Origin of the sequence: Frigoribacterium endophyticum (assembly GCF_011759585.1) — a bacterium.
GTDB classification, from domain to species: Bacteria; Actinomycetota; Actinomycetes; order Actinomycetales; family Microbacteriaceae; genus Frigoribacterium; species Frigoribacterium endophyticum.
On sequence record NZ_JAAOYV010000002.1, the window covers coordinates 612,539 to 629,786 of the forward strand.

The window sequence follows — 17,248 nt, forward strand, 5'->3', positions numbered from 1 at the left end:
GAGGGCGGGGCGTGACGTCAGCGCGACCTCCCGACCCGGTGCACCAGCATCGCCAGGTCGACCCGCCCCTCCACCTCGAGCTTCTCGTAGACGTGGCCGACGTGCGTCTTCACCGTCGCGAGCGTGATGAAGAGGTCGGCCGCGACCTGCGCGTTCGTGAGGCCGCGCGCCACCGCCCGGGCGACCTCCGCCTCCCGCTCGGTGAGCCGCTCGAAGCGCTCGACCTCGCCGACGACCGCGGCGGCGTCCCCGCCGTCGCCCGGGCCCCCGCCCTGCCCCGCTCCCTGCCCCGCTCCCCCGCCGCGGCCGGCCGCCACCTCGATCACCCGGTCGAGCACCGACGGCGAGAGCGTCGAGCGCCCCTCGGCGGCCGCGTGCACGGCGGCGACCAGCTCGGCCGGCGGCGTGTCCTTGAGCACGAAGCCACGGGCACCGCACCGCAGAGCCCCGAGCACCATCTCGTCGGCGTCGAACGTCGTCAGCACGAGCACCGCGAGGTCGGGCCGTCGCCGCAGCTCGCGGGCGGTGGCGTCGAGGCCGTTGCAGCGCGGCATGCGGATGTCCATCAGCACGACGTCGGGCCGGGTGCGGGCGATGACGGCCTCGGCGGCCAGGCCGTCCTCCGCCTGGCCCACCACCTCGATGCCCGGGTCGCCGCCGAGCAGCAGCAGCAGGCCCTCGCGCACCAGCCGCTCGTCGTCGACGACGACGACGCGCACGGGGGCCGGCCCCGGGGAGTCGCGGGTCACCTCGTCCACGGCAGCCGCGCCTCCACCGTGAACCGGCCGTCGGCGTGCTCGACGGTCAGCGAGCCGCCCGCCAGCCGGGCACGCTCCTCCAGACCCGTCAGGCCGTGGCCGCGCCCGGGCACGCGGAGGCCGTCGGCGGCGCCGCCGACGCCCTCGGCGCCGCCGACCCCCTCGGCGCCGTCAGCGCCCCCGCCGCGCTGGTGGTCGGGTTCTCGACCCGCACCCGCAGCTCGCGCCCCGGGCGCCCCGAGAGGCCGACCGTCACCGACTGCCCCGGTGCGTGACGGCGCGCGTTCGTGAGGCACTCCTGCACGACGCGGAAGGCGTGCCGCGAGGTCGACGTCGGCAGCGCCTCCAGCCCCCGGCGCGTGTCGTCGTCGACCCTCGGCGTCACGGGCGAGCCGGCCGCCCGGGCCTCGTCGAGCAGGCCGTCGAGGCCCGCCAGCGTCGGCTGCGGCGGCACGGCCGCGGCGCTGGCGGCGGCGGCGGCGACGTCGGAGTCGGCGTCGGCGTCGGCGTCGGGCCCGTCGCCCCCGCGCGCCCCGTCGCGCAGCACGCCGAGCACCTCGCGCAGCTCGGTGAGCGCCGCCCGGGCGTTGTCCCGGATGACCCCGGCCGTCGCCCGGGTCTCCGCCTCGCCGAGCCCCTCGCGGTACTCGAGCGCCCCGGCGTGCAGCGCCACGAGCGAGAGCCGGTGGGCGAGCACGTCGTGCATCTCGCGGGCGATCCGCGTGCGCTCGTGGTCGCGGGCCTGGGCGAGGCGGAGCGACTGCTCCTCCTCGGCGAGGCGGGCCCGCTCGCGGAGCGAGCGCAGCAGCTCGCGGCGGCCCCCGATGTAGAGGCCCACGGCGACGAGCAGGGCGACGACGAGCGCCGACACGGCGACCAGCTGCCAGAGGGGCGTCGCTGCCGAGGCCTGCGTGACGATGCGGTCGCCGAGCACCGACGCCCCGACGAAGACGACCGACACGAGGCCGATCTCGACCGGGCGACGACGAGTCGCCAGCGAGACGGTGGCGAGCACCGCGGCGCCGATGCCGAGCGCGGAGGCCCCGCAGAGCGCCACGGCGACGAGGGCCACCACCAGGGGCGCGTGTCGCCGGAAGGGCACGAGCACGAGGGCGGCCGACCCGAGCACGAGGTCGAGCAGCACCAGCATCGTGAAGCGGGGCTCGCCGAGGCCCTCGGACACCGCGGGGTCCGAGAACCAGACGACCACGAAGAGCAGGAGGCCGACGACGGCGGCGACGATCCAGCGCCAGGTCTCCGACCAGAGGCGCGCCGCGGCGCCCGGGCGGTCGTCGTCGACCGTGCGGCCGACGTCGGCGGGGCGCGGGGGCGGGCTCGCGGGGCGTGCTGTCGCGGTCATGCGGCGAGCCTACGGAGCGGCCCGCGGGGCCCGGATCGACCGAAGGTCGGAGATCCCGGCCCCACGCCGGCGCCCGTGCCCGCGCCCGGGGTCATCCGGTGTTCTGCAGCCCCGCGGCGATCCCGTTCACGGTGAGCAGGAGGAGGCGGTGGTCGGCGTCGGCAGGGTCCTTCTCGACCGCGCGGCGGATGCCCCGCAGCGCCCGCAGCTGCAGCAGCGACAGCGCGTCGACGTACGGGCTGCGGAGGCGCACCGAGCGCTTGAGCACCGGTCGCCCCTCGAGCACCTCGGCGTGGCCGCTCACGCGGAGCACCCACTCGCGGGTCAGCGCCATCTCGGTGAGCACCCGGTCGGCGAGGTCGGTGCGCTCGGCGAGGCCGAGGTACTCGCGGGCGATGTGGTCGTCGGTCTTGGCGAACGACAGCTCGACGTTCTTGATCATCGTCGTGAAGAGCGGCCACGACGCGTAGGCCTCGCGGAGCAGGTCGACGTCGCCCACCGCGGCGAGCGCGGAGCCGAGGCCGTACCAGCCGGCGAGGTTGATGCGCGCCTGGGTCCAGGCGAACACCCACGGGATCGCCCGGAGGTCCTCCAGGGACTCGACCGAGAGGCCGCGCCGCGCGGGGCGGGAGCCGAGCGCGAGCAGGCCCACCTCCTCCATCGGGGTGACCGTCGCGAACCACTGGGCGAAGCCGTCCGCCTTGACGAGGCCGAAGAAGGCGTCCTTCGAGGCGGCGTCCATCGCGGTCGCGAGCGGGGCGAAGCGCTCCGCCGCGGCGGCGTTGCGCGCGGCCGTCGCGGGGCTCGACGCCTGCAGGGTCGCGGCGGCCATCTGCTCGATGTGCCGGGCGGCGATGGTCTTGTTGCCGTAGTGCGCCAGGATCACCTCGCCCTGCTCCGTGATCTTGAACCGCCCCTCCACCGATCCGGGCGGCTGGGCACGGACGGCCTCGTGGGCCGGCCCGCCGCCGCGGCCCATCGAACCGCCGCGGCCGTGGAAGAGAGTCAGCACGATGTCGTTGCGCTCGGCCCACTCGGCGATGCGCGCCTGGGCGTCGTACAGCGCGAAGCCGGCGCTGACCGGCCCGACGTCCTTCGACGAGTCGGAGTAGCCGAGCATGACCTCGAGCCGGCGGCCGTTCGCGGCGAGGCGACGCTGGACGGGCTCCGTCTGCAGGGCCTCCTCGAGGATGCGCGTCGACGCTTCGAGGTCCGCGAACGTCTCGAAGAGCGGGATCACGTCGAGCACGGGCGCCGCCTCGGCCGAGCCGAGCGCGAGCTCGGCCAGCTCGACGACGTTCGCCAGGTCGGCCGACGACTGCGTGAACGAGACGATGTAGCGGGAGGCGGCCTGGCGCCCGAAGCGCTGCTGCAGCTCGGCGACCACGCGGAACACCTCCAGCACCTCGACGGTGGTGGGGCTGAGCTCGCCGCCGGCCCGCGCCTCCTCGAGGGCGGTGCGGTGCACCTGCGAGTGCTGGCGCACCTCGAGCTCGGCGAGGTGGAACCCGAAGGTCTCGACCTGCCACACGAGGTTCTGCAGCTCGCCGTTCGCGGCACGGTCGGCCCCCGCGGCCCGCAGCGAGCGCTGCACGGTGCGGAGGTCGTCGAGCAGCTCGTCGGGGCGGCCGTAGGCGAGGGGCTCCTGGCCGAGGCGGGTCGCCTCGAGGCGGGCCGCGACGAACAGCAGCACGCGGCGGTGGCTCTCGTTCGGCGAGCGGATGCCGATGCGCGAGGCGACGTCGGGCTCGAGCTGCCGCTGCTGCTCGGCGAGCGCCACGAGGCCCTCGTCGCCGGGGGTGTCGGCCTCGTCGAGGGTGAGGGTGCTGCCGATGCGCGTGGTCGCGCGCTGCAGGCCGATCAGCACGTGCTCGGAGGCGATCTCGGCCGCGGCCCGCGTGACCTCGGCGGTGACGTGCGGGTTGCCGTCGCGGTCGCCGCCGATCCAGCTGCTGAGGCGCATGAAGGCGGGGGCGCGCACCGGCTCACGGCCGGCGCCGTCGCCCTGGAGGCGGTCGTCGAGCAGGCGGTAGACGGTCGGCACGACCTCGAAGAGCGTCTGGTCGAAGACGTTCATCGCGGTGCGGACCTCGTCGAGCGGGGTCGGGCGCGTCGTGCGGAGCGGCGAGGTGCGCCACAGCGTGTCGATCTCCTCCAGGAGGCGGCGCTGGGTCTCGGCGCCGGTCACCTCGTTGGCGGAGATGTCGCGCTCGGCGAGCAGGTCGCTGATGCGGCGGATGGTCGACGCGACGGCGCGGCGGCGGGCCTCCGTCGGGTGCGCCGTGAAGACGGGCTGGAAGCGCAGCTCGGCGAGGCGCCGCGACGCCTCGTCGGCGCCGAGCTCGTCGACCAGCCGCTCGACGGCGGCCGGCAGGGAGTCGGGGCCCGAGCCGCGGCGCGTCAGCACGCGCACGCGGTGGTGCTCCTCCGCGAGGTTGCTGAGGTGGAAGTAGCAGGTGAAGGCCCGGGCGACCTGCTCGGCGCGCTCGTGGTCGAGCGACTCGACGAGGTCGCGGGCGCGGGCCCTGGCCACCTCGTCGGTGTCGCCCTCGTACGCGCCGATCACGGCGGCGCGCAGGGCCTCGACGTCGGCGAGCAGCTCGGGGCCGCCGGCCTCGGTGAGCACGCGCCCGAGGAGGCTGCCGAGGAAGCTCACGTCGGCGCGGAGGGCCGCGTCGACCTCGCCCCGGACGTCGTCGCGGGAGGTGCCGTCAGGGCGTCGGGGGGTCTCGGTGTCCGTCACGCGACCATTCTGTGGCACGCGGGCGGAGTGTGACGAACATCGGGGGCCCCGGGGTCGCCCTAGGGTGGCGGCATGAGCCTCGAGCCCTCCGCGAAGACCGTCCAGCTGCGCCGCTACGACCTGGTGCCGGGGGTGCTCGACGACTTCCTGGCGTGGTTCCACGCCGAGATCGTGCCCGTGCGCACCGCGCAGGGCTTCACGGTCGAGTTCGCGTACGCCGACCGCGAGGCCGAGCAGTTCACCTGGGCGGTCAGCGTGCCCGGCGACGCCGCGGCCTTCACCGCCCTCGAGCAGACGTACCTGGCCAGCGAGGGCCGGGCCGCGGCGTTCGCCGGCCAGCCGACCCGCGTCGCCGTCTCGCACGTCGGCCTCGTCGAGACCGTCGTCGAGGCCGGCAGCCGCGCGTAGCGCTGCGCCTGCGCCTGCACCTGCACCCACCGCCGGTCGGGGGCGGCAGGCGGCAGTGCGTCAGGCGGCGGAGACGCCGACCATCGCCGCGCTGCGCTCCCAGAGGCCGCGCGAGAGCTCGCGGTCGCCGGCCTGCGCCGCGACGCGGCCGGGCGCCTTGAGGCGGTCGAAGTAGTTGCCGCTCGGGGCGGGCACCGAGGCCGCGGCCGCGAGCCGGACGAGGGGCTCGGCGCCCTGCTCGGTGCTGATCGCGAGGTTCTTGGCGAGGCTGACGACGGGGCCGCCGCCGCCGAAGCTCGAGGCGACGAAGCCGGGGTGGAAGGCGAAGGCGTCCACCGCGGTGCCGCGGAGGCGGCGCGCCAGCTCCCGCGTGAAGAGCACGTTCGCGAGCTTCGAGGTGCCGTACGCCCGCATGCCGCCGAGCCAGGGGCCGGTCGAGGTGTCGAGGTCGTCGAGGTCGACGCGGCCCATGAGGTTGCCGGCGCTCGATGTCTGGACGATGCGGACGGCGCCCGGCGGGACGTCCTGCGCGGTCTCGGTGAGCCGCGGCAGCAGGATCGAGGTCAGCAGGAAGGCCGCGAGGTGGTTGCTCTGCAGCGTCGTCTCGAAGCCGTCGCCGGTGGTGCCGCGCTCGGGCATGAGGCCGCCGGCGTTGTTCGCCAGCACGTGGATGCGCGGGTGGTCGGCGAGCAGCTGCTCGCCGAGCGAGCGCACGGCGGCGAGGTCGGTGAAGTCGGCGAGGTAGGCCTGGCCGCCGACCTCGTCGGCGACGCGGCGGGTGCGCTCGGCGTTGCGCCCGACGACGGCGACGGTGGCGCCGAGGCCCGACAGGGCGACCGCCGCAGCGCGGCCGATGCCCGAGCTCGCGCCGGTGATCACGACCGTGCGGTCGTCGAGTCGGGCGGGGGCGGGCAGCGTGACGGTCATGCCGTGCACGATAGCCGCGCGCCCCCCGCCCCGCCTGGGTGCGGGAGGAGGGGCGCGGGGCGGAGCACGGGAGGCGCGGTGCGGCTAGCGGCGGCGCTTCCGGTCGCGCCAGGCTCCGGTCGACCAGAGCGCCCAGGCGATCAGCAGCGGCTGGCCGAGCAGGCGCAGGCCGCGCTTGGTGTCGGTGTCGAGCCCGAACGCGTCGCGGTGGTGGATGAGCTGCGCGATGTTGCCGGGGAAGATCACCGTGAAGAAGATCGCGGCGACCCAGCCGACCGTGACGCGACGGCCGCGCAGGGCGATCAGCGCGGCGCCGAGCGAGATCTCGGCGACGCCCGAGGCGAGCACCGTGACGTCCTCGCTGAGCGGGACGAACTCGGGCACCTGCGCGCGGAAGTCCTCGCGGCCGAAGGTGAGGTGGCTGGTGCCGGCGAAGACCAGCGCGGAGCCGAGCAGCACCCGGCCGATCGTGCGGGGCACCGAGGTGCGGGGGAGCTTGCGCGAGGTCATGGTCGGTCCGTTCGGTCGGTGCGGCGGGAGTCGGGGTGCGGGTCGGTGTCGCCCACGGCGCCGTCGAGCGGGGCGACGGGCGCCCCCGTGGCGACGGCGGCGGCGGTGGCGGTCTCGCCGGCGGCGGACGTGGCGGCGGGCGCTCCTGCAGTGCGGCCCCGCGCCTCCGCCTCGAGCCGGTCGGCCTCCTCGCCGGTGACGGCCTCGCCGCGGGCGACCATGCCGGCCACGTCGCTGAGGGCGATCTGCGGCAGGAAGAGCGCGAGCACGAACGCCACGGCGATGAACGGGATGAGGTAGGCGAAGACCGGCGCCAGCGCGTCGGCGTAGCCCTCGACGACCTGGCGACGGATCGCCTCGGGCAGCTCGTTCAGGGCCGCGGGGTCGAGGGTCGCCGTCGACTGCGCGGCGTCGCCCGCCGAGGCGCCGGCACCGGTGAAGACGCTGGTGAGGTTCTCGGTGAGGCGGCTCGTGAAGAGCGCCCCGAAGATGGCGACGCCGAGCGCGGCGCCCACCTCGCGGAAGTAGTTGTTCGTGCTGGTCGCGGTGCCGACGTTCGAGGCGTCGACCGAGTTCTGCACGACGAGCACCACGACCTGCATGATGAGGCCGAGGCCAGCGCCGAACACGAGCAGGAACACGCAGATCAGCCAGAGGGGCGTGTCGGCCGTGAGCGTCGTGAAGAGCGCCATCGCGATGCCGGTGAGCACCGTCCCGACGATCGGGAACATCTTGTAGCGACCGGTCTTCGTGATCAGGTTGCCCGAGATGATCGAGGTGCCGATGAGGCCCGCCATCATCGGCAGCAGCAGCAGGCCGGAGACCGCGGCGGAGGCGCCCGACGACATCTGCAGGAAGGTCGGCACGAACGCGATGGCCGAGAACATGCCGATCCCGAGCACGAAGCCGACGGCCGTGGCGAGCACGAACACGCGGTTGCGGAAGAACGAGAGCGGGATGATCGGGTCGTCGGCCCGCGACTCGACGAGCACGAAGAGGCTCACCGCGACGAGTACGCCGGCGCCCCACAGCCAGGTCTCGGGGGCGCCCCAGCCGTGGTCGGCCTGCCCGCCGAACTCGGTGAAGAAGATGAGGCAGGTGGTGGCCGCCGAGAGCAGCACGACGCCGAGCCAGTCGACCTTCTTCGTGGCCTTCTTGCTGGGCAGGGTCAGGGCCATCCAGGCGATGACGAACGCGGCGACGCCGACGGGCACGTTGATGTAGAACGCCCACTGCCAGGTCAGGTGGTCGACGAAGAAGCCGCCGAGCAGGGGCCCGCCGATGGCGGAGAGGCCGAAGACGGCGCCGAGCGGGCCGAGGTACTTGCCGCGCTCGGAGGCGGGCACGATGTCGGCGATGATCGCCTGCGACAGGATCATCAGGCCTCCGCCGCCGAGGCCCTGGATCGCCCGGAAGACGACGAACATCCAGAAGTCGGTCGCGAAGGCGCAGCCGACGCTCGCGAGGGTGAAGATCGCGATCGCGACGAGGAAGAGGCTGCGTCGCCCGAGCACGTCGCCGAACTTGCCGTAGATCGGCATCACGATCGTCGTCGCGAGCAGGTAGGCCGTGGTGATCCAGGCCTGGTGCTCGACGCCGCCGAGCTCGCCGACGATGGTCGGCATGGCCGTCGAGACGATGGTCTGGTCGAGGCTCGACAGCAGCATGCCCGAGATCAGCGCGCCGAAGATGATCCAGATGCGCCTCTGGGTGAGCAGGAAGGGGGCGTCGGCCCGCTTCTCGGTGGTGGTCGTCATGCGGGTCGAGGCGCCTCTCGGTCGGTCGTGCGGAGCGGGGGTGTCACGGGGGCGGCGGTGCGGACCGGTGCGGCGGCGCCGGCGGCCAGCAGCTCGCGGGCGAGCCGCAGCTGGTCGGCGAGCACCGCGTCGAAGCGCTGGGCCTGGTCGCCCTGAGCGGTGAAGAAGACGGCCATCGAGCGCTGCGCGAGGCCGGTCATCAGGGTCACGACGACGTCGACGCGAGGGTCGGCGACGTCGAGCCCCTCGTGCGCGGCCACGGCGGCGGCGATGCGCCGCTGCTGCTCGTCGCCCTGGCGCATCACGCTGCCGAGCAGGCGCGGCTCGCGGTCGAGCGCGGCCTTGAACTCGGCGGCGCGGGCGCGGGTGAGGCCGACGTGCTGGATCCGCTCGACGAGCATCGCCGACAGGTCGTCGAAGGTCGTGGCGAACGGCGGCAGCGCCGGGTCGCGGCGGGTCGCGGCGTAGGCCTCCAGCGGCTCGTCGTCGTCGTCGAGGGCGACGCCGACGACCACGTCGTCCTTCGAGGCGAAGTGGTTGAAGAAGGTGCGGCGCGAGATGCCGACCGTCGTGCAGAGCTCGTCGATCGTGAAGCCGGCCAGGCCCTCCGCGGCGGTCAGGCGGCGGGCCTCGGCGACGAGCTCGGAGCGCACCCGCAGCCGCCGGAGCGCGGCCTTGCCGAGGGTCTCGGGGAGCGTCTCGGGCGCGGGCTCCGTCGCGGTCTCGGGCGGGCTCTCGACGGGGCTGTCGGTCACGTCGCGCCTCCTCTCGATCGTCGCGGTGCGGGCCGGCGACGTCGCCGAGGGCGCGGTGCCCGACGAGAAGAATTGCACCCTGGGCGGCAGAGTGCAACTCTCAGCAGCTGAGAGATCGCCGAGACGGCCCGGCCACGCAGAGGAGGCGCGGTGCCGGTCAGACCGGCACCGCGCCTCCCACGGTCGCTCCCCCGCGCTCGCGGGGCCCGGGCTAGGCCCGGTGCGCGCCGTCGCCGTCGTGCGACGTCGCCGGGACCGGCGCGTCGACCTCGGCGTCGGCCGCGACGTGCGAGTGGTGCTGCTCGTCGGCGGTGTGCGCGGCCGCCGGGTGCGAGCGCTCGAGCGAGGCGCCCTCCACGTCGACGTCGGGCAGGATGCGGTCGAGCCACTTGGGGATCCACCACGCGGCGTCGCCGAGCAGGTGCATCACGGCCGGGATCAGCAGCAGGCGGACGACGAACGCGTCGACGAGCACGCCGAGCGCGAGGCCGAGGCCGATCGACTGGATCATCACCGAGTTCGAGAAGACGAAGCCGGAGAAGACCGCGGTCATGATCAGGGCCGCCGCGATGACGACCGTCCGCCCGGCGTGCACGCCGCGCTGGACGGCGAGGCGGGCCGGGGCACCGTGCGCGAACGACTCGCGCATGCCGCTGACGAGGAAGAGCTGGTAGTCCATCGCGAGCCCGAAGAGCACGCCGACCATCAGGATCGGCAGGAAGCTCAGGATGGGCCCCGGGTCGTGCACGCCGAAGACCGGCGCGAGCCAGCCCCACTGGAACACCGCGGTGACGCCGCCGAAGGCCGCGAACAGCGACAGCACGAAGCCGAGCGTCGCCGTGATCGGCACGAGGATCGACCGGAACACGAAGATCAGGATGATCAGCGACAGCCCCACGACCACGAGCAGGTAGAGCGGCAGCGCCGAGGCGAGCTTCTCGCTGACGTCGATGTTGCCCGAGGCGTTGCCCGCGACGCCGAGCGCGGAGACGCCCTCGACGTCGAGCCCGCGGAGGTCGCGGACGAGCTGCTCGGTCGACTCGCTCGACGGGCCGCCCTGCGGGACCACCTGGAAGGCGAGGGTGCGGTCGTCGTCCGAGGCGCCGATCGGGGCCACCGCCACGACGTCGTCCTCGCCCTTGATCTCGGTGCCGATGCGCACCTGCTCGGCGACGAGGTCGTCCTCCGAGACGGCCTGGTCGAGGTCGGCGACGACGATCAGCGGGCCGTTGACGCCGGCGCCGAACTTGTCGTCGATCAACTTGTACGCCTTGTACGCGCTCGAGTCGACGGGCTCCGACGAGCCAGCCGGCAGGCCGAGGCGCATCGACAGCGCCGGGATGGCGACGATCAGCAGCACGGCGACGCCGGCGACCAGCGTGAGCACGGCACGGCCGGTGCGCATCGGCGAGGTGGGCACCTTGACCGGGCCGGTCTGGCCGACGCGGGCGCGCACCTTCTTGGTGAGGATGCGCATGCCGACCAGGCGCAGCAGCGCCGGGGTGAGCGTGACGGCGATGAGGATGGCGACGAAGACGCAGACCGCGCCGACGGTGCCCATCAGGCCGAGGAAGGGGATGCCCGTGAGGTTCAGCGCCAGGAGGGCGATGAGCACGGTCGAGCCGGCGAAGACGACGGCGTTGCCCGAGGTGCCGTTGGCGAGCCCGATCGACTCCTCGAGGGGCACCCCGTCGCGCAGTTGCTGCCGGTGGCGGTTGAGGATGAAGAGCGAGTAGTCGATGCCGACCGCCAGGCCGAGCATCACGCCCAGCACGGGGGTGACCGAGAGCATCTCGACGGTGCCCGAGAGGGCGAGCGAGGCGAGCACCCCGACGCCCACGCCGATCAGGGCGTTGACGAGCGGCAGGCCGGCGCCGATGAGGGTGCCGAGCATGACGAAGAGCACGATCGCGGCGATGACGACGCCGGCGACCTCGCCCGGGCCGAGGATCTCGGGGATGCTCGCGGCGATGTCGTTCGACACCTCGACCTCGACGCCGGCGATGTCGGCGCCCTGCATCTCCTCGACGAGGGCGTCCTTCGACTCCGTCGTCACGAGGTTGAGGGCCTTGTCGAACTGGATGCTGGCGACCGCGGTCGTCTCGTCCTTCGAGACCTGGCGGATCTCCTCCGCGAGGGCGAGCAGGTCGGCGCCGTCCTCCAACGTGGTCGACTGCGTCTCGAGCTCGGTGCGGCTGGCGTCGAGCGTGGCCTGCTGCTCGTCGATCTGCTGCTGGCCCGCGGTGATCTGGGCCTGCTGCGCGTCGAGCTGCGCCTGGGCGGCGGCGAGCTGACCCGCGGCCTCGGCCTGCGCCTTCGCCGCGTCGAGCTGCTGCTGGCCGGCGGTCAGCTGCGCCTGCGCGGCGTCGATCTGTGCCTGCCCGGCCTCGAGCTGCGCCGTTCCCGCGTCGATCTGGGCGCGCCCGTCGGTGACCTTCTGCGCCTGCTCCGCGAGCTGCGCCTGCGTGTCGAAGGGGTTCGTGGTGCCCTTGACGTCGTCGAGCTCCTCCGTCCGGGTGAGCAGGTCGGCGATCTCGGTCTTCTGCTCGTCGGTGAACGCCGAGTCGTCCGAGGTGGTGAAGACCACGGAGCCCGAGCCGCCGCTCGCCGCCGGGAACTTCTCGGAGAGCTCGTCGCTCACCGCCTGGGTCGCGGTGCCGGGGATGCTGACGGCGGAGGTCAGCGTGCCGCCGAACAGGGCGAAGGCGCCGCCGGCGAGGCCGAGCACGACGACCCACGCCACGATCACCAGCCAGGCGCGTCGGGCCGCGAGGCGGCCGAGTCGGTAGAGCAGTGTCGCCATGGTGGTGGTCCTCCAGGTGGGGCGGTGGTGGCCGTGCGGTGGTGGCCGGGGGCGGTGGGCCTCGCGTCGTCGGGAGGAGGGGCGGAGCAGCCGTGGTGCGGCGGGTCGGGGGGCGCCGGGTCGGGGCGCCCGGGGCGGTCGGGCAGGTCAGGTCCCGTCGGGGCCGCGGGCCGCGGGGTAGCCCGTGCGCACCGTCTCGACGAGACGGTCGAGCAGCTCGCCCCAGACCGCGCGCGACGCGTCGTCGAGCGCGCCGTCGGTACGGCGGACCCAGTGCACCGCGATCACGGCGATGCCGTGCATCAGCGAGCTGACGAGCAGCTCGACGTCGAGGTCGTCGACCTCGGAGCTGCGGCGGGCCGCGTCGGCCGAGAGGTGCTCGGTCGCCCGCGAGAAGACGTCCTGCATGACGTTCGGCTCGCCCGGCCCCTCGCTGCCGCCCTCGAGCACGCGCCAGAGGTAGGCGATCACGGCCGGCAGGTCGATGCTGCGGAGGGCGAGGGTGACCTCGTCGAAGAGGGAGGCGCGGGTGAGCACCGCGGCGGGGGTCGCCACGGCCGCGGTGGCGGTCTGGAACTCCTCGACGGCGTTCGTGATGGCGACGGTGCCGAGGGTCAGCACCACCTGGTCGAGGCCGGAGAAGTGGTTGAAGATCGTGCGGCGCGACACGTCGGCACGCTCGGCGAGCTCGTCGACGCTGAACCTCGGGGCGCCCCGCTCGGCGATGAGGGCGTCGGCCGCGTCGAGGATCGCCTGCCGGTGCCGCGCCTTGAGGGCGGCACGTCGGTCGAGGGCGGGAGCGGCGGTCACGGTGATTACACTAAGTGCACCCACGCACTCGGTGCACCCTGCTCTGGGCGCATTCCCAGGCCCCCTGAGCCCCGGGCCGTCGTCAGGGCCGGAGCCGCCGCCCGAGGTACGGCGCCGTCCGGCTCGCCGTGCTCGCCGCGACCTCGCGCGGGGTGCCGCTCGCGACGACCTGCCCGCCCGCGTCGCCGCCGCCCGGGCCGAGGTCGATCACGTGGTCGGCCGCCGCGACGACGTCCATCGCGTGCTCGACGAGCACCACGGTGCCGCCGGCGTCGACGAGCCGCTGCAGCTGGGCGACGAGCAGCTCGACGTCGGCCGGGTGCAGCCCCGTCGTCGGCTCGTCGAGGAGGTACAGCGTGTGGCCGCCGCGGGCGCGCTGCAGCTCGGTCGCCAGCTTGATGCGCTGCGCCTCGCCGCCCGACAGCTCGGGGGCCGGCTGCCCGAGCCGCAGGTAGCCGAGGCCCACCTGCCGCAGGGCCTCGAGCGCCCGGGCGGCGGCGGGCACCTCGGCGAGGAAGCCCGCGGCCTCCTCGACGGTCATGCCGAGCACGTCGGCGACGGTGGCCCCGTGCCAGGTGACCTCGAGCGTCTCGGGCGCGTAGCGCGACCCGTGGCACTCCGGGCACGGCGCGTACGAGCCGGGCAGGAAGAGCAGCTCGACCGAGACCGACCCCTCGCCCTGGCAGACCTCGCACCGGCCGCCCACGACGTTGAACGAGAAGCGGCCGGCGCCCCAGCCGCGGGCCCGCGCCTCGTCGGTGGCCGCGAAGGAGGCGCGGACCGCGTCGAAGAGGCCGGTGTACGTCGCGAGGTTCGAGCGCGGGGTCCGCCCGATCGGCTTCTGGTCGACCTGCACGACGCGGTCGACGCCGGGGTGCTCGACCGCCCGCTCGGCGACGACGTGGCCGACCAGGGTCGACTTGCCGGAGCCGGAGACGCCCGTGACCGCGGTCAGCACGCCGAGGGGCACGTCGACGTCGAGCGCTCGGAGGTTGTGCCGGGTGACGTCGCGGAGCTCCAGCCACGCGGCCGCGGTGCGCGGCTCGCGATCGGCGGGGCGCGCCTCCTCGGCTCCCAGGAATCGGCGGGTCACCGACGCCTCGACGTCGGCCAGCCCGGCGACCGGGCCGCTGTAGAGCACCTCGCCGCCGCCCGCCCCGGCGGCGGGCCCGACGTCGACGACCCAGTCGGCGCGGCGCACGACGTCCATGTCGTGCTCGACGACGAAGACGCTGTTGCCGCTCGCGACGAGCTGCTCGAGCACCTCGACGAGGGGCTCGGCGTCGGCCGGGTGCAGCCCGGCGCTCGGCTCGTCGAGCACGTAGACGACGCCGAACAGGCCCGAGCGCAGCTGCGTCGCGATGCGCAGGCGCTGCATCTCGCCGGGCGAGAGCGTCGGGGTGGCCCGGCCGAGGCTGAGGTAGCCGAGGCCGAGCTCGGTCAGCACCTCGACCCGCGCGAGCAGGTCGCGGCTGATCGCGACCGCGACCTCGGTGCGCTCGCCCGACGACGCGCGCGACGTCGCGACGCCGGCGTCGGTGATGGCCGCGATCGGCCGCAGCAGCTCGGCGACCTCGGTGAGCGGCAGCGCGTTCAGCTCGGCGACCGTGCGGCCCGCGACCGTCACCGCGAGCGCCGCCCGGGTGAGGCCGGTGCCGCCGCAGAGCGAGCACGGCCCCGACTCGACGAACTGCAGCACCTTCGTCCGCTGCGTCTCGCTCTGCGAGTCGGCGAGGGTGTGCAGCACGAACTGCCGGGCGCTCCAGAAGCGCCCCTTGTACGGCTTGGCGACGCGGTCGCGCTGGGGCTGCACCTCGACCACGGGCTGCTCCTCGGTGAAGAGCAGCCAGTCGCGGTCCTCCCGCGACAGCTCCCGCCACGGCCGGTCGACGTCGTAGCCCAGCACGGCGGTGACGTCGCGGAGGTTCTTGCCCTGCCAGGCGCCCGGCCACGCCGCGATCGCGCCGTCGCGGATGCTCAGCGACGGGTCACGGACGGCCGAGGCCTCGGTCACCTCGTGCGCGACGCCGAGGCCGTGGCAGCGCGGGCACGCGCCGGCCACGGTGTTCGGCGAGAACGAGTCGGACTCGAGGCGGTCGGCGCCCTCGGGGTAGGTGCCCGCGCGCGACCACAGCATGCGGACGGAGTTCGACAGCGTCGTCACCGTGCCGACCGACGAGCGCGAGCTGGGAGCGCCGCGGCGCTGCTGCAGCGCGACGGCGGGCGGCAGGCCCGTGATCGAGTCGACCCGGGGCGTCGACCCCTGCGCGATCAGCCGGCGGGCGTAGGGGGCCACCGACTCGAGGAACCTCCGCTGCGCCTCGGCGAAGACGGTGCCGAAGGCGAGCGACGACTTGCCCGAGCCGGAGACCCCGGTGAACGCGACGATGCGGTCGCGGGGCACGTCGACGTCGACGGCCCGCAGGTTGTTCTCGCGGGCGCCCCGCACCCGCACGAAGCCGTCGACCGGGTCGGGGGCGGACGAGGAGGCGCGGGTGCGGTCGGCAGGCATCCGGTGGATGGTAGGCGGCCGCTCCGCGGCGGGGCCGGGGAGACTCCCGGGCAGACGACCTTGTCTGCCCGGGCGCGCGTGGCTAGCGTGGGGGGGACGACGCCCGGGGGGCGTCGGGGCACGAGGCAGCACCGCTGCACACCGACTCGTCGCCGGCGACACCGGATCAGGGAGACAGCACGATGGGCGAGACGACGCAGGGCGGCTCGGGGCGCACGGGGGCGCACGGCGCCGGGGCGACGTCGTGAACCCGGCCGCGCGCCTCCTCCTCTCCCCCGCCCTCGCGGCCCGGTACGCCTGGCTCTGCGCCCGGTCGACGACGACGCCGCGGCCCCGCGACGTGCCCTTCGGCGCCGGGGCGGGCCTCGACCCCGACCGGGTCCTCATCGTGGGCGCCGGGCCCGCCGTGGGCTGGGGCACGAGCTCGCACTCGGTCGCCCTGCCGGGCCGGCTCGCGCGGCGCCTGGCCCGCCGCACCGGCCGGGGCTCGCACGTCGCGGCCCTCGCCGACCCGACGCACCGGGTGCCGTCGCTGCACGCCGTGCTCGGGGACGCCTTCCTCGAGAACTGGGACGTCGTGGTGGTGACGCTCGGGGCCGCCGAGGCGATGACCCTGCGGTCGCCCCGCGCCTGCGCCCGCGACCTCGACGGCCTCGTCTCGACGCTGCTCGAGCGCACGAGGCCGTGCGCGAGGGTGGTCGTGGCCTCCACTCCCCTGGCCGACGCGCTCGGCACGTTCGGGGTGCAGCCGACGGCCGTCGCCGAGCGCCACTCGGCCCTGCTGGCGGAGGTCTCGGCGGGGGTCTGCGCCGAGCACGCCCGGGTCACCCACCTGACGCTGCCGACGGGGGGAGGCGCGGAGACCGTCGACGACGACCGGTCGCCGGGTCGTGCGGAGGCCACGGCCGAGCTCTACGAGAGCTGGGCGGAGGCGCTCAGTGAGCACGTCGCACCTCTGCTGCACGCCCAGCGGGCGCGCATCGACTCGCCGCAGCGGGCCCGGAGCCGGCCGCAGCCCGAGGCGACGCGGCTCGAGGCGATCGCCGCGTCGGGCGTCGTGCAGCCCGAGCCGGAGGCGGCCTTCCAGCAGATCACCGACCAGGCCAGGGCCCTGTTCGAGACCGACGGCGCCGCGTTCAACCTCGTGCTCGACGACCACCAGTGGAACGTCGTGAGCACCCTCGGGTCGAGCACGGCCGTGCCGCTCAGCGAGTCGTTCTGCGCGACGACGGTCGACGCCGACGAGCCCTTCGTCGTGGCGGACGCCTGGGAGACGACCCTGACGGTGCCCCGCAACGACATCCGGTTCTACGCCGGCTACCCGGTGCACACCGCGGAGGGCATCCGCATCGGGGCGCTCTGCGTCTTCGACCCGGAGCCCCGCGACGTGCGGGGCCTGCCGCTCGACGCCCTGCGCGAGCTGGCCCTCGACATCGAGCGGGAGCTCTGGCGCCGAGCCGCCTAGCGCGCCGGGCTGCCCAGCGCGCCGCGGCGCCTAGCGCGCCGGGTCGGCCGGGGCCGGCGACACCGTGGTCGCCGTCGCGGGAGCGGCGGTCGCGGCGACCGTCGGGGCGGCCGCCGACGCGGCGTCGGCCTCGGCGCCCTTCTCGGTCTCCTTCTTGAAGATGCTGATCGACTGGCCGAGGCCCTTCGCGAGGGCGGGGAGCTTCGTCGAGCCGAAGAGCAGCAGGACGATGCCGAGGATGATCAGCAGGTGCACTCCGCCGAGGTTGGCGAGCATGGGGACTCCTTGGGTCGTGAGGGCGTCCCGGAGGTACCGGGTCGTCCCGCACCGTAGGCCGCGCCGGAGGGCCGTGCGGCGAGCCGGCCCCGTCGCCGTGGTGGACGCGCCCCGCGATGCCACCCCCGCCTCCACCCCGCCCGTCGCCCGGTCTCACGTCGTGC

At 74.8% G+C, this 17,248-nt stretch carries 13 protein-coding genes; 2 read left to right on the top strand and 11 right to left on the bottom strand.

What is annotated here, in order from left to right:
- Positions 1-17: 17 nt before the first annotated feature.
- From FHR77_RS10175 to FHR77_RS10185, 3 genes are all read right to left on the bottom strand, one after another.
- Positions 18-758, bottom strand: a complete 741-nt coding sequence (locus tag FHR77_RS10175) for a response regulator (protein WP_167260046.1) — start codon at positions 756-758, stop codon at positions 18-20.
- 88 nt (positions 759-846) lie between these two features.
- Positions 847-2,118, bottom strand: a complete 1,272-nt coding sequence (locus FHR77_RS10180; protein WP_243861646.1) for a sensor histidine kinase — start codon at positions 2,116-2,118, stop codon at positions 847-849.
- A gap of 91 nt (positions 2,119-2,209) precedes the next feature.
- Entirely contained in the window at positions 2,210-4,861 is a 2,652-nt protein-coding gene (locus tag FHR77_RS10185; RefSeq protein ID WP_167260048.1) for a phosphoenolpyruvate carboxylase, read from the bottom strand.
- A 72-nt stretch (positions 4,862-4,933) separates the two neighbouring features.
- Between FHR77_RS10185 and FHR77_RS10190 the strand changes: the two genes are divergently transcribed.
- Positions 4,934-5,269 carry a hypothetical protein gene (locus tag FHR77_RS10190; protein WP_167260050.1) on the top strand — a complete coding sequence of 112 codons (336 nt, stop codon included), beginning with the start codon at positions 4,934-4,936 and terminating at the stop codon, positions 5,267-5,269.
- A 60-nt stretch (positions 5,270-5,329) separates the two neighbouring features.
- Here FHR77_RS10190 and FHR77_RS10195 read toward each other — a convergent pair whose 3' ends face one another.
- The 7 genes from FHR77_RS10195 to FHR77_RS10225 form a co-directional block, all read right to left on the bottom strand.
- Entirely contained in the window at positions 5,330-6,196 is an 867-nt protein-coding gene (locus FHR77_RS10195) for an SDR family NAD(P)-dependent oxidoreductase (protein ID WP_167260052.1), read from the bottom strand.
- Between the two features lie 84 nt (positions 6,197-6,280).
- Positions 6,281-6,706 (bottom strand): DoxX family protein, encoded by a 426-nt coding sequence (locus FHR77_RS10200; RefSeq protein WP_056056874.1) that lies wholly within the window; start codon positions 6,704-6,706, stop codon positions 6,281-6,283.
- A complete protein-coding gene (locus tag FHR77_RS10205) occupies positions 6,703-8,463 on the bottom strand; it encodes an MDR family MFS transporter (protein ID WP_167260054.1) in 1,761 nt (586 codons plus the stop codon). The genes FHR77_RS10200 and FHR77_RS10205 overlap by 4 nt, the downstream gene beginning before the upstream one ends.
- A complete protein-coding gene (locus FHR77_RS15615; RefSeq protein WP_341777322.1) occupies positions 8,460-9,218 on the bottom strand; it encodes a TetR/AcrR family transcriptional regulator in 759 nt (252 codons plus the stop codon). Before FHR77_RS15615 ends, FHR77_RS10205 begins: the two co-directional genes overlap by 4 nt.
- Positions 9,219-9,429: 211 nt before the next feature.
- Positions 9,430-12,021, bottom strand: a complete 2,592-nt coding sequence (locus FHR77_RS10215) for an MMPL family transporter (RefSeq protein ID WP_167260056.1) — start codon at positions 12,019-12,021, stop codon at positions 9,430-9,432.
- Between the two features lie 147 nt (positions 12,022-12,168).
- Complete coding sequence (locus tag FHR77_RS10220; RefSeq protein ID WP_167260058.1) at positions 12,169-12,831, bottom strand: TetR family transcriptional regulator; 663 nt, start codon at positions 12,829-12,831, stop codon at positions 12,169-12,171.
- Positions 12,832-12,913: 82 nt separating this feature from the next.
- A complete protein-coding gene (locus tag FHR77_RS10225; protein ID WP_167260060.1) occupies positions 12,914-15,343 on the bottom strand; it encodes an excinuclease ABC subunit UvrA in 2,430 nt (809 codons plus the stop codon).
- A gap of 244 nt (positions 15,344-15,587) precedes the next feature.
- Here FHR77_RS10225 and FHR77_RS10230 point away from each other — a divergent pair, with 244 nt between their 5' ends.
- Positions 15,588-16,808 (top strand): GDSL-type esterase/lipase family protein, encoded by a 1,221-nt coding sequence (locus FHR77_RS10230; protein ID WP_167260062.1) that lies wholly within the window; start codon positions 15,588-15,590, stop codon positions 16,806-16,808.
- Between the two features lie 30 nt (positions 16,809-16,838).
- On the opposite strand, the gene tatA is transcribed toward FHR77_RS10230, so the two are convergent.
- Entirely contained in the window at positions 16,839-17,084 is a 246-nt protein-coding gene (gene tatA, locus FHR77_RS10235) for a twin-arginine translocase TatA/TatE family subunit (RefSeq protein WP_167260064.1), read from the bottom strand.
- Positions 17,085-17,248: the final 164 nt, after the last annotated feature.

Coding starts and splice junctions, on each gene's coding strand:
- FHR77_RS10180 (WP_243861646.1), bottom strand. CDS start 2,118: ATGACCGCGACAGCACGCCCCGCGAGCCCGCCCCCGCGCCCCGCCGAC.
- FHR77_RS10190 (WP_167260050.1), top strand. CDS start 4,934: ATGAGCCTCGAGCCCTCCGCGAAGACCGTCCAGCTGCGCCGCTACGAC.
- FHR77_RS10195 (WP_167260052.1), bottom strand. CDS start 6,196: ATGACCGTCACGCTGCCCGCCCCCGCCCGACTCGACGACCGCACGGTC.
- FHR77_RS10200 (WP_056056874.1), bottom strand. CDS start 6,706: ATGACCTCGCGCAAGCTCCCCCGCACCTCGGTGCCCCGCACGATCGGC.
- FHR77_RS10205 (WP_167260054.1), bottom strand. CDS start 8,463: ATGACGACCACCACCGAGAAGCGGGCCGACGCCCCCTTCCTGCTCACC.
- FHR77_RS10215 (WP_167260056.1), bottom strand. CDS start 12,021: ATGGCGACACTGCTCTACCGACTCGGCCGCCTCGCGGCCCGACGCGCC.
- FHR77_RS10225 (WP_167260060.1), bottom strand. CDS start 15,343: ATGCCTGCCGACCGCACCCGCGCCTCCTCGTCCGCCCCCGACCCGGTC.
- tatA (WP_167260064.1), bottom strand. CDS start 17,084: ATGCTCGCCAACCTCGGCGGAGTGCACCTGCTGATCATCCTCGGCATC.